At 51.1% G+C, this 12,893-nt stretch carries 8 protein-coding genes and 6 tRNA genes; 11 read left to right on the forward strand and 3 right to left on the reverse strand.

Features of this window, described 5'->3' with window-relative positions; translation table 11 throughout:
- Positions 1-228: 228 nt before the first annotated feature.
- A complete protein-coding gene (gene glnS, locus ACO0U8_RS05040) occupies positions 229-1,899 on the reverse strand; it encodes a glutamine--tRNA ligase (protein ID WP_217204930.1) in 1,671 nt (556 codons plus the stop codon).
- Between the two features lie 224 nt (positions 1,900-2,123).
- Positions 2,124-4,076: a PTS N-acetyl glucosamine transporter subunit IIABC gene (nagE, locus tag ACO0U8_RS05045; protein WP_056771555.1), complete on the reverse strand. Its 1,953-nt coding sequence runs from the start codon at positions 4,074-4,076 to the stop codon at positions 2,124-2,126.
- A 397-nt stretch (positions 4,077-4,473) separates the two neighbouring features.
- Here nagE and nagB point away from each other — a divergent pair, with 397 nt between their 5' ends.
- The 11 genes from nagB (at position 4,474) to ACO0U8_RS05100 (ending at position 11,503) form a co-directional block, all read left to right on the forward strand.
- Positions 4,474-5,274 carry a glucosamine-6-phosphate deaminase gene (nagB, locus tag ACO0U8_RS05050; protein ID WP_056771552.1) on the forward strand — a complete coding sequence of 267 codons (801 nt, stop codon included), beginning with the start codon at positions 4,474-4,476 and terminating at the stop codon, positions 5,272-5,274.
- 84 nt (positions 5,275-5,358) lie between these two features.
- The gene (nagA, locus tag ACO0U8_RS05055) at positions 5,359-6,498 is read left to right on the forward strand and encodes an N-acetylglucosamine-6-phosphate deacetylase (RefSeq protein ID WP_056771549.1); all 1,140 of its coding nucleotides are present in this window, start codon (positions 5,359-5,361) and stop codon (positions 6,496-6,498) included.
- Positions 6,499-6,518: 20 nt separating this feature from the next.
- Positions 6,519-7,742 carry a DNA-binding transcriptional regulator NagC gene (gene nagC / locus ACO0U8_RS05060; RefSeq protein ID WP_056771547.1) on the forward strand — a complete coding sequence of 408 codons (1,224 nt, stop codon included), beginning with the start codon at positions 6,519-6,521 and terminating at the stop codon, positions 7,740-7,742.
- Positions 7,743-7,799: 57 nt separating this feature from the next.
- Positions 7,800-8,552 carry an HAD-IIA family hydrolase gene (locus ACO0U8_RS05065; protein ID WP_421670405.1) on the forward strand — a complete coding sequence of 251 codons (753 nt, stop codon included), beginning with the start codon at positions 7,800-7,802 and terminating at the stop codon, positions 8,550-8,552.
- Between the two features lie 349 nt (positions 8,553-8,901).
- The gene (gene asnB, locus ACO0U8_RS05070) at positions 8,902-10,566 is read left to right on the forward strand and encodes an asparagine synthase B (RefSeq protein ID WP_056771545.1); all 1,665 of its coding nucleotides are present in this window, start codon (positions 8,902-8,904) and stop codon (positions 10,564-10,566) included.
- 228 nt (positions 10,567-10,794) lie between these two features.
- Positions 10,795-10,871: transfer RNA gene (locus tag ACO0U8_RS05075), tRNA-Met, on the forward strand.
- A gap of 8 nt (positions 10,872-10,879) precedes the next feature.
- Positions 10,880-10,964 (forward strand) — tRNA-Leu (locus tag ACO0U8_RS05080).
- A 23-nt stretch (positions 10,965-10,987) separates the two neighbouring features.
- A tRNA-Gln gene (locus tag ACO0U8_RS05085) sits at positions 10,988-11,062 on the forward strand.
- Positions 11,063-11,126: 64 nt separating this feature from the next.
- A tRNA-Gln gene (locus ACO0U8_RS05090) sits at positions 11,127-11,201 on the forward strand.
- A gap of 90 nt (positions 11,202-11,291) precedes the next feature.
- Positions 11,292-11,368, forward strand: a tRNA-Met gene (locus ACO0U8_RS05095).
- A 60-nt stretch (positions 11,369-11,428) separates the two neighbouring features.
- A tRNA-Gln gene (locus tag ACO0U8_RS05100) sits at positions 11,429-11,503 on the forward strand.
- A 105-nt stretch (positions 11,504-11,608) separates the two neighbouring features.
- Here the strand turns inward: ACO0U8_RS05100 and ubiF are convergent.
- Complete coding sequence (gene ubiF / locus ACO0U8_RS05105) at positions 11,609-12,793, reverse strand: 3-demethoxyubiquinol 3-hydroxylase (RefSeq protein ID WP_217204931.1); 1,185 nt, start codon at positions 12,791-12,793, stop codon at positions 11,609-11,611.
- Positions 12,794-12,893: the final 100 nt, after the last annotated feature.

A 12,893-nucleotide genomic window follows, 5' to 3' on the forward strand; every position in this document is an offset into this window, starting at 1 on the left:
GAACTTTGTGGGAATTTAAGCGAGGAAAAAAGTGAAAACAATTAAGAATCAAATAACTAAAAAGATAAGTCTGTGGTTTACACGTTTCAGCTTTCAGCGATATTTAATCAGAGCCGCTAAAAAGTGCGCATCATAAACACATTAATTCGCGACAGAAATCAATTTCGATATTGCTTAAGGCATAAAAAAACGCAGCCGAAGCTGCGTTAAAAATAAGTCTTACTTCAATCAGGCAACCGGTTTGCTTTCCCAGGTATCGCGCAGACCGACGGTGCGGTTAAACACCAGATGCTCCGCGCTGGAATAGCGGCTGTCGGCACAGAAGTAACCTTCACGCTCGAACTGCAGGCTGACTTCCGCCTGCGCCCCTGCCAGAGAAGGCTCAACGAAGCCCTGAGCGATAACCAGAGACTCCGGGTTGATGGTGGTCAGGAAATCCTCTGCCTGACCGGGGTTCGCTACGCTGAACAGACGGTCATACAGACGGAATTCTGCTGGCTTACCTTCAGTGGCGGAAACCCAGTGGATCACACCTTTCACCTTGCGGCCATCAGCAGGATCTTTGCTCAGCGTGTCGATATCGTAAGAACAGAAGATAGTGGTGATATTCCCTTCGGCATCTTTCTCAATGCGTTCCGCTTTAATCACATACGCATTGCGCAGGCGCACTTCTTTGCCCAGCACCAGACGCTTGTACTGCTTGTTAGCTTCTTCGCGGAAATCAGCCTGATCGATGTAAATCTCGCGGGTGAAAGGAACGTCGCGGGTGCCCATTTCCGGCTTGCTCGGATGGTTTGGCATTTTCACCTGTTGCACGTCATCACCGGTAAAGTTTTCAATGATCACTTTAACCGGATTGATAACAGCCATGGCTCGCGGTGCGTTCTCGTTCAGATCGTCGCGAATGCAGGATTCCAGCGCCATCATTTCGACGTTGTTGTCTTGCTTGGTCACGCCAATACGACGACAGAATTCACGGATAGATGCAGCGGTATAACCACGGCGGCGCAGACCTGAAACGGTCGGCATACGCGGGTCGTCCCAGCCTTCTACAATCTTCTCGGTCACCAGCAGGTTCAGCTTACGCTTGGACATGATGGAGTATTCGAGATTCAGACGGGAAAACTCATACTGACGCGGATGGCATGGAATAGTGATGTTATCCAGCACCCAGTCATAAAGACGGCGGTTGTCCTGGAATTCCAGCGTACATAAAGAATGGGTGATCCCTTCCAGCGCATCGGAAATGCAGTGGGTGAAATCGTACATCGGGTAGATGCACCATTTTGTGCCGGTCTGATGATGCTCAGCAAACTTAATACGGTAGATAACCGGATCGCGCATCACGAAGAATGGCGATGCCATATCGATTTTGGCACGCAGACAGGCCGCACCTTCAGCGAATTCACCGTTGCGCATTTTTTCAAACAGCGCGATGTTTTCTTCCACGGAGCGATCGCGGTACGGGCTATTTTTACCCGGCGCAGTCAGGGAACCGCGATATTCGCGAATTTGGTCGGGGGAAAGTTCATCAACGTAAGCCAGACCTTTGTTGATTAATTCCAGCGCGTATGCGTGCAGTTGATCGAAATAGTCTGAAGAGTAGTGGATATCACCGCTCCAGTCGAAGCCCAGCCACTGGACGTCGTGCTTGATAGACTCAACGAATTCGATGTCTTCTTTTGCCGGGTTGGTATCATCAAAACGCAGATTGCACTGACCCTGGTAGTCTTGTGCAATGCCGAAGTTCAGGCAGATAGACTTTGCATGGCCGATATGCAAATAGCCATTAGGCTCAGGCGGGAAACGGGTGTGAACGCTATTGTGTTTCCCGGTCGCCAGATCTTCATCAATAATCTGACGGATAAAATTTGTTGGGCGGGCTTCAGCCTCACTCATTGTGCAATTCCTCTACGCAACATTGACTCTACGGATAACCGCTTATGTTCCAACAAGCCACGTCGGGAAACAACCGTTAGTTGCATTAAATCGTGGTTATCCCCTCACAGGCTGTCCGAAAACAATAAAAAACGGGAAGAGATCGCTCTCTTCCCGTTTTGTTATCACTGTAACGACATTTTCAGCAGCGGCGGTGACTGACACCGCCTCACTCAGTCAAAAAATTATTTGCCCTGAATGTCGAACAGCTTGGTCTGACCCGCGACAACTGAGCCGCTCGCCAGTGCACTGACACCTGTGTAATCATCGATATTGCTGACGACGACCGGGCTAATCATTGAGCGCGCATTGGCATTCAGATAATCCAGATCCAGTTCCAGAACAGGCTGACCGGCTGTCACAGTGGCACCTTCTTCGACCAGGCGGGTAAAGCCCTGACCGTTCAGCGTAACCGTATCAATCCCCATGTGAACCACGATTTCAGCGCCAGAAACAGTTTCCAGGCAGAACGCATGATTGGTATTGAAGATTTTCACCACAGTACCCGCAGCAGGCGATACCACGATTTTACCGGTAGGACGAATGGCGACACCATCACCAACGGCTTTGCTGGCGAAAGCTTCATCAGGTACCTGATCCAGCGCCACGATGTCACCGGTGACCGGAGACACCAGAGTTTCAACCACCGTTTTCACTGTGTTTGGCACGGCCTGAGGGGCAGCGTTGCTCATGGCGACTGGGGCGGCAGTTGCCACACCGGCAGCAACCGGACCACGGGCAATCACCTTCTTCATGGCATCGGCCAGAGATTCAGCTTTTGCACCCACAATAACCTGAATGCTTTGTTTATTCAGACGAACGATACCCGATGCACCAAGGCGCTTACAGGCAGCATCGTCAACCGTACCCGCATCTTTTACATTCAGACGCAGACGGGTAATACACGCATCAATCCCTTTGAAGTTATCAGAACCGCCCAACGCACCGATGTAGCTCAGCGCCAGTTGGTTAAGACCTTCTTCAGTATTACTGTTGGCTTCCGGTGCACCCATGTCTACCGTGTCATCTTCGCGACCCGGCGTTTTCAGGTTGAACATACGGATGATCACGCTGAACAACACGAAGTAGATGATGAAGAAGACCACACCCATCACCAGCAACATCCAGACGTTTTTACTTGCTGCTGGCAGGTTGTACATCAACGCATAGTCGATCGCACCCGCAGAGAAGGAGAAGCCGGCATGAATACCCAGCGCCGTGGCAACGTACAGGCTGATCCCGGTCAGGATGGCGTGCACTAAATAGAGCAGCGGAGCGAGGAACATGAAGAGGAATTCTAACGGCTCGGTGACACCGGTCAGGAACGCCGTAACCGCAACGGACACCAGCATACCGCCAACCAATGGACGACGTTCTTTAGGCGCGGCGAAATACATCGCAAATGCTGCACCTGGCAGACCAAACATCATGATTGGGAAGAAGCCGGACATGAACATCCCCGCCGTGCCGTCACCCGCGTAGAAGCGGTTGATGTCACCGTGGAACACAGTGCCTGCAGCGTTGGTGAAGTCACCAATCTGGAACCATGCGATGGTGTTCAGTACCTGATGCAGACCGGTTGGGATCAGCAGACGGTTAACGAAACCAAAGATACCGGCACCGAATGCACCCGCACCCACGATCCACTCACCACCGGCGCGGATAGCATCCTGCACCGGAGGCCAGACGTAACCGAAGATCGCGGCCAGAACCAGACAGAAGAAGCCGGTTGCGATAGGAACGAAACGTTTCCCACCGAAGAAGCTCAGGAAGTCAGGCAGTTTGATATCAGACCAGCGGTTGTAAACCATACCGCCCACCAGACCGGTGATAATACCGGCCAGCACGCCCATGTTAACGGCCGGGTTAATGGTGATCATCGCTTTGGTCAGGATAAAGTAACCGATGCCGCCTGCTAATGCTGCGGCACCTGCGTTGTCTTTAGACCAGCTGGACGCCACACCGATGGCGAAAATGAGCGCGAGGTTATCGAAAATCCCGCCACCGGCTTGCGCGATGAAAGGCATGTTAAGAAGATCAGGCTGACCGAAGCGCAGCAATAACGCAGCGACCGGCAGTACGGCTATCGGCAGCTGTAGCGCTCTGCCTAAACGCTGAAAGAATCCAAGAATATTCACATTTCCCCCTATCCGCCGTCAGGCGAATCACCTAAGTAGTTTAATTAGTATGGTTACTACCTTTACTGTTTACCGTTCCGATTTAACCAACTGCTCTGCGAGTGTAAAAAGATTATTTCGTATCGCAAATTAAAACCTCTCTTTTTGTGATAATTGTCACCAAAAAGAGGTGATAACATGCCATCAGACTGGTCAACACACAAAACTTATTTTATTATTAAAAAAATCTAGACGGTATTGTGCCAGCCATAAACTTTCACGGTGGTTTACGCTTAACAAGACCGCCTTTGAATCGAAGAACTTTTGCTTTTGTTTTGTCTACACATGTCCCAAGGTCTTCAGTTTCGACTAAGGGTATGAACAGTATATTCAATATTCTGAAATCAAGAGGTACGTGATGAGACTTATTCCTTTAAATACCACCACTGAAGTCGGCAAATGGGCTGCGCGCCATATCGTTGAGCGCATCAATGCCTTCAAACCCACTGCCGAGCGCCCTTTCATTCTCGGTCTTCCTACCGGTGGTACCCCGCTTGAAGCTTACAAACACCTTATCGCTATGCATAAAGCAGGCCAGGTTAGCTTCAAAAACGTTGTGACCTTTAACATGGATGAATATGTTGGCCTGCCGCAGGAACACCCTGAGAGCTATCATACCTTCATGTACAAAAACTTCTTTGATCACGTTGATATCCCAAGTGAAAATATCAATCTGCTGAATGGTAATGCGCCAGATATCGATGAAGAATGCCGCAAGTACGAAGAAAAAATTAAATCCTACGGCAAAATTAACCTGTTCATGGGCGGCGTGGGCAATGATGGTCATATCGCGTTTAACGAACCGGCTTCTTCACTGGCATCCCGCACACGTATCAAGACGCTGACTCATGAAACCCGCATCGCGAACTCCCGTTTCTTCGACAACGACGTGTCTCAGGTGCCAAAATATGCCCTGACCGTTGGCGTAGGTACACTGCTGGATGCGGAAGAAGTGATGATCCTGGTGACCGGCCACGCGAAGGCGCAGGCGCTTGAAGCCGCTGTTGAAGGTAACATTAACCACATGTGGACCATCAGCTGCCTGCAACTGCACGCGAAAGCCGTTATGGTGTGTGACGAGCCGTCCACCATGGAGCTTAAAGTCAAAACTGTTAAATATTTCCGCGAGTTAGAAGCGGAAAATATGAAAAATCTTTAACTAAACATTATGCCCGAAGCCAGTCGCGTTGCAGCACCGCAGCGGCCGCGCGACTGGAGCAGGGCAAACGTACTAGGGGGCATGATGTACGCATTGATTAACGGCCGGATCTATACCGGTCATGACGTTCTGGATAACCACGCGGTCGTGATTGCTGATGGCAAAATCGAACGTGTCTGCCCGCTCAGCGAGCTGCCAGAAAATGTGGAAACCCGCGATCTGGACGGTGCCATTCTTGCTCCCGGATTTATCGACCTGCAGCTTAACGGCTGCGGCGGCGTGCAGTTCAACGATTCTCTGGAAGCCATTTCGGTAGAAACGTTAGAGATCATGCAGAAAGCCAACGAAAAATCTGGCTGTACCAGTTTCCTACCGACGCTGATCACCTGTAGCGATGACTACATGAAACACGGTATCAGCGTGATGCGCACTTATCTGGAAAAATACCCTAATCAGGCACTGGGTCTGCACCTTGAAGGGCCTTATCTCAGCCCGGAGAAAAAAGGCACCCATAATCCGGCCTTTATCCGCCTGCCAGACAGCGCAATGATTGATTTCCTGTGTGCAAATGCCGAAGTGATTACCCAGCTGACGCTGGCACCTGAACAGGTCGATGCAAAATACATTCGCCAGCTGCGTGATGCAGGGATTGTAGTGTCCGCGGGACATTCCAATTCAACGTATGAGCAGGCGCGCACCGGTTTCGCCGCGGGTATCTCCTTCGCTACGCACCTTTATAATGCAATGCCTGCCATTACCGGCCGCCAGCCTGGCCTGATTGGTGCAATTTTCGATACACCTGAAGTCTATACCGGCGTGATTGCTGACGGTCTGCACGTTGACTGGGCGAATATCCGCAACGCGAAAAAGCTCAAAGGTGACAAGCTGGTGCTGGTCACAGATGCCACTGCGCCAGCAGGTGCCAACATTGATGAGTTCATTTTTGCCGGTAAAACAATATACTACCGTGATGGACTCTGTGTGGACGAGAACGGAACACTGAGCGGCTCTGCCCTGACCATGATCGAAGCGGTACAGAACAGCGTCGAACATGTTGGCATCGCACTGGATGAAACGCTGCGTATGGCGTCACTTTATCCGGCACGCGCTATCGGTTTCGACGACCAGTTAGGCAGCATCGAAGCAGGCAAAGTCGCCAACCTCACCGCGTTCACTCATGATTTTAAAATCACAAAAACTATCGTTAACGGTGACGAAGTTTAATTGAGCGGATAACAGCATTGATGACAACTGGCGGACAGCAGGCACAAATCGGCAACGTTGATCTGGTTAAGCAGTTAAACGGCGCGGCGGTTTACCGCCTGATTGATCAACAGGGGCCCATTTCGCGCATTCAGATTGCCGACGTGAGCCAGCTTGCGCCCGCCAGTGTGACCAAAATCACCCGACAGTTACTTGAGCGTGGCCTCATAAAAGAGGTGGAACAACAGGCGTCCACCGGGGGCCGTCGCGCGATTTCGATCATTACCGAAACCCGCCCTTTTCATACCATCGCCGTACGCCTTGGTCGCCACGATGCGACGATTACGCTTTACGATCTCAGCGCCAAATCACTGGCCGAACAGCATTACGCCCTGCCGGAACGCACTCAGGAAACCCTTGAGAACGCGCTCTTTGAGGCAATCTCGCAATTTATCGAGCTGAACCAGCGCAAAATCCGCGAGCTGATTGCGATTTCCGTCATCCTTCCCGGCCTGGTTGATCCCAACAAAGGTATCGTCCGTTACATGCCGCATATCAGCGTCGGCGCATGGAAATTAGTGGACGCGCTCGAAGCCCGCTTCAAAGTCACCAGTTTTGTTGGCCACGATATCCGCAGTCTGGCGCTCGCTGAGCACTATTTCGGTGCAACCCGCGACTGTCAGGACTCCATTTTAGTTCGTTTGCACCGCGGTACCGGCGCGGGAATTATTGTTAACGGGCAGATTTTTCTGGGCAGTAACGGAAATGTGGGCGAGATCGGCCACATTCAGATCGACCCGTTGGGTGAACGCTGCCATTGCGGGAATTTTGGCTGTCTGGAAACTGTTGCTGCCAACGCGGCCATCGAAAATCGCGTGCGTCATCTGCTCACACAAGGCTATGCCAGCAAACTCAGCCTCAATGACTGTTCGATTTCCGCTATTTGCAAAGCGGCAAATCGCCACGATGCCCTCGCGACGGAAGTGATCGATCACGTAGGCCGTCAGCTGGGAAAAGCCGTGTCGATTGCCATCAACCTGTTTAATCCGCAAAAAGTGGTGATCGCCGGTGAAATTACTGAGGCCGATAAAGTCCTGCTGCCTGCGATTCAAAACTGCATTAATGCGCAGGTTCTGAAAGATTTTCGCCGCAACCTGCCGGTGGTGACATCGGCGCTGAATCATCAGTCGGCGATTGGCGCTTTTGCACTGGTCAAACGCGCCATGCTCAATGGCGTTCTTTTGCAGCGTCTGCTGGAAAATTAAGACGTGCTATAGTTGTTGGCTGCCAGAAATGGAGCTGGAAAAGTGGGTTTGGAAATCATGACTATAAAGAATGTTATCTGTGACATTGATGGCGTGCTGTTGCACGACAATTCCGCAGTACCCGGCGCCGATCGTTTTCTCGCCCGTATTCAGGAACAGGGAATGCCTCTGGTCATTCTCACCAACTACCCTTCTCAGACCGCGCAGGATCTGGCAAATCGCTTCAGTGCGGCCGGTCTTGACGTGCCGGAAAGCGCTTTCTTTACCTCCGCTATGGCGACCGCAGATTTCCTGAAACGTCAGGAAGGCAAGAAAGCCTACGTGGTCGGCGAAGGTGCGCTGATCCACGAACTGTATAAAGCCGGTTTCACCATTACTGACATCAATCCTGATTTTGTGATCGTCGGCGAAACCCGCTCTTACAACTGGGATATGATCCATAAAGCGGCGTTCTTCGTTGCGAACGGCGCACGCTTTATTGCCACGAACCCTGATAACCACGGCCACGGATTTACCCCGGCCTGCGGTGCGCTGTGCGCGCCAATCGAAAAAATCACTGGCCGCAAACCCTTTTATGTCGGTAAACCGAGCCCATGGATCATTCGCTCAGCGCTGAACAAAATGCAGGCGCACTCCGATGGCACGGTGATCGTGGGTGACAATCTGCGAACCGACATTCTGGCGGGCTTCCAGGCCGGTCTGGAAACTATTCTGGTGCTCTCCGGCGTTTCAACGCTCAATGATATTGAAGGCATGCCGTTCCGGCCGACCTGGATTTATCCTTCTGTCGCTGACATCGATATCATTTAACGACGTCCTTTAAGTCCTTGAAAGCGAGCCCTGACTTTTGTTCTGGCTCGCTTTTTTTTGTCTTGTTGCTTGTTTTATCTCCTCTTTTCTCATTTTTTGCATGCCCGTCAATATTTCGCGATAAAATTGATGATTCATCAATAAAAACATCTTAAAACCAATAATCCGCTAAAGATCTGCACTGGTTAACAGACTATTTGTCAGAAGAGCATTAAACCGCTTGCACAGGATGGGGGTTTTGACGCATTTTCATAGTCAGCAACGCAACATCGCCAGACTCAAACAGAAAGACCGGCAACGTTGACCCTCATAAAAATGACAGCCAGAGAAACGTTAGGGAGAAAGACTTATGTGTTCAATTTTCGGTGTGCTCGATATCAAAACTGACTCCGTCGAGCTGCGCAAAAAAGCGCTGGAACTTTCGCGCCTGATGCGCCACCGCGGACCCGACTGGTCCGGCGTATTTGCCAGCGATAAAGCGATTTTGTCGCATGAGCGTCTGTCCATTGTCGACGTCAACAACGGCGCACAGCCGCTGTACAACGCAGCACACACCCACGTTCTGGCTGTAAACGGCGAAATCTACAACCATCAGGCTTTGCGCGCTGAGTTAGGCGACAAGTATGAATTCCAGACAGCTTCAGACTGCGAAGTGATTTTGGCGCTGTATCAGGAAAAAGGTCATGACTTCCTCGATGACCTGCAAGGCATGTTCGCCTTTATTCTCTATGACACAGAAAAAGACGCCTACCTGATCGGCCGCGACCATCTGGGCATCATCCCGCTGTACATGGGTTATGACGAAAACGGCAACATGTATGTGGCGTCAGAAATGAAAGCGCTGGTGCCGGTTTGCCGCACGATCAAAGAATTCCCGGCGGGCAGCTACCTGTGGAGCCAGGACGGTGAGATCCGCGAATATTATCATCGCGACTGGTTCGATTTTGACAACGTCAAAGACAACGTTACGGATGCCAAAGCATTGAAAGATGCGCTGGAAGAATCTGTAAAAAGTCACCTGATGTCTGACGTGCCTTACGGCGTGCTGCTGTCTGGTGGTCTTGATTCCTCCGTCATTTCTGCGATTACCAAGAAATTTGCCGGTCGTCGCATCGAAGACAAAGATCAAAGCGAAGCCTGGTGGCCGCAACTGCACTCCTTTGCTGTCGGACTGGAAGGTTCACCCGATTTACGCGCAGCCAAAGAAGTCGCAACGCATTTGGGCACCGTGCACCATGAAATTCATTTCACCGTGCAGGAAGGGCTGGATGCAATTCGCGACGTGATTTATCACATCGAAACCTATGACGTCACCACCATTCGCGCCTCGACGCCGATGTACTTAATGTCACGTAAAATCAAAGCGATGGGCATTAAAATGGTGCTGTCGGGTGAAGGCGCAGACGAAGTCTTGGGCGGATACCTTTACTTCCATAAAGCACCGAACGCCAAAGAATTCCACGAAGAAACCGTGCGTAAACTGCTGGCCCTGCATATGTATGATTGTGCCCGCGCCAACAAAGCGATGTCTGCCTGGGGCGTTGAAGCCCGCGTACCGTTCCTGGACAAAAAATTCCTCGACGTGGCAATGCGCCTGAACCCGAAAGACAAGATGTGCGGCAACGGTAAAATGGAGAAACATATCCTGCGTGAATGTTTCGAGTCCTATTTACCACACAGCGTTGCATGGCGTCAGAAAGAGCAATTCTCTGATGGTGTGGGCTACAGCTGGATCGATACGTTAAAAGAAGTGGCTGCTCAGCAGATCACCGATCAACAACTCGAAACTGCACATTTCCGTTTCCCGTACAACACGCCGACCTCGAAAGAAGGCTACCTGTACCGTACGATTTTTGAAGAGTTATTCCCGGTTCCAAGCGCGGCAGAATGCGTGCCTGGCGGCCCTTCAGTGGCCTGTTCTTCTGCGAAAGCCATCGAATGGGATGAAGCGTTCAAAAACATGGACGATCCTTCTGGCCGTGCGGTGGGCGTACACCAGTCTGCCTACAAATAATCGATTTCAGAGTTACTCTTCCCTTCATTAATGGGCCACTTTTGGCCCATTTTTTTATGGGTAAAGCCAATAAAAATAATGTCTTTTGCCCAATTAATCACCAGAGTGGTTATAAGCCAGACAAATGAACGCCATCAACGCTTTTTCTCCAAAAAAGGTGTTGACGCAAAACGGTCATATACGCATAATGCGCCCCGCAACGCCGATGAAGGTAGCGCGAAAAAAGATGGCTACGTAGCTCAGTTGGTTAGAGCACATCACTCATAATGATGGGGTCACAGGTTCGAATCCCGTCGTAGCCACCATCTTTTTTGCGGGAGTGGCGAAATTGGTAGACGCACTAGATTTAGGTTCTAGCGCCGCAAGGTGTGCGAGTTCAAGTCTCGCCTCCCGCACCATTTCCGGACATCGGTAGCACAGTTGGGGTATCGCCAAGCGGTAAGGCACTGGTTTTTGATACCAGCATTCCCAGGTTCGAATCCTGGTACCCCAGCCATTTCTTTATTGTCATGTCTTTGATGTGTCAGCAGAGAAAACCCAGTTTGAAGTTGTTGTACTGTTGGGGTATCGCCAAGCGGTAAGGCACTGGTTTTTGATACCAGCATACCCTGGTTCGAATCCAGGTACCCCAGCCATACTTCTTCTTTTCGCTGGTAAGCACTTGAAATTTATTATTAAGTTAGTTAAATTAGTGCTTGAAGTTTTGAAGTAAATCAGTAAAATTTGGCTACGTAGCTCAGCTGGTTAGAGCACATCACTCATAATGATGGGGTCACAGGTTCAAATCCCGTCGTAGCCACCATTTTACAACTGAGCATTCTTATTAAAGAGTTCAATTGTAGAAAGCAGTAAGAAACACCATTGGGGTGTCGCCAAGCGGTAAGGCTCTGGTTTCTGATACCAGCATACCCAGGTTCGAATCCTGGCACCCCAGCCACATTAGAAAGGCCCGCAAATCATTTTGCGGGCCTTTTGCATTTCTGAGCGTTATTTTTCTGCCATGTTTAAGCTGGCAGAGAAGATTCTGCCAGCCTTCTGATCGTCAGATCCCCAGTGCGTACTTTAATGCTTTCGTCTTCAGGCCACCGGCGCGCTCAGCAGTCATCAGCGCCAGATTACGCAAGGCTTTCACTGGCGCCAAATCATTGCTAAACGCGGTGTAGAACAAATCCATTCCACTTTGCATCAGCAAATTATCCAGACGTCGCTGACGCTGATAACGCAACAACACCTTTTCGCTGCTCCAGGCTTCATCATGATCACGCGCTTTTTCCAGCACGGATAATAACGACTCAACGTCACGATAGCCCAGATTCACGCCCTGCCCGGCTAGCGGGTTGATGGTATGCGCTGCGTCACCGACCAGGGCTAACCCCGGTAAGACATAGCGCTGGGCATGGCGGCGAACCAATGGGAAAGCCCCGGCAGACAGCGCCTGAACCTTTCCAAGCCGCGCCGGAAAGGCCTGCATAATTTCTGCGCTCAGCTGTTTCATGTTCAGCGTTTGCAAATAACGGATACGCTGCGGGCTGTCGTACCAGACCAGCGAGGCCTGGTGCCCAAACAGTGGCAGGAAAGCCCGCGGACCTGACGGAAAGAATTGCTGCCATGTAACATCCTGATCCGGCGTTTGTGTTTCGACATTAATCAGCATGCAGTTCTGACGATACTGCCAGCCATCCACTCCAATCCCCGCGAGCTGGCGCACCAGCGAGTTTGCCCCATCAGCAGCAATCACCAGCTGCGTATGCAGCAGCTCACCGGTGGTTAGCTGGAGCGACCAGGTATTGTCGTCATGCTTTAAGAGATGGCGCAATTTTGCCGGGCAAAAACGGGCAAGATTCGGACAGGCATCAAACTGCTGCCACAGAGCAAGCTGAAGCACACGGTTTTCTACCATGAACCCGAGCTCCGGCAACCCCAGGGACTGCGCATCAAACTTCACTTCGGAGCCATCGACCTCCCAGGTTTCCAGGCGGCGGTAAGGCACGGAGCGCATTTTTTCAACGGCATGCCACGCACCCAGTTTCTGTAAAAAGCGTGCAGATGCACAGCCAATGGCGGAGATGCGTAAATCAGCCGGTGCTGACGGGTCAAATCCGGCAGGCTCTTCATTCTCGATCAATGCCACCTGCAGGCCCTGCTGTGCCAGACCGAGCGCCGCCGCGGCCCCCACCATCCCGCCACCGACAATCACTGCATCAAATAACTTCTCAGGATTATTCATTTTATTCCGGCTTTTTATTCAGTTCATTGAGCAAAGTGTACCGGATTTTTGTGTCTGTATCCGAACCTAAGCTGCTTTCCTGCACTGGTCACCACCGGAG

Origin of the sequence: Rahnella sp. EDr1-12 (genome assembly GCF_049206505.1) — a bacterium.
Taxonomy (GTDB): Bacteria; Pseudomonadota; Gammaproteobacteria; order Enterobacterales; family Enterobacteriaceae; genus Rahnella; species Rahnella rivi.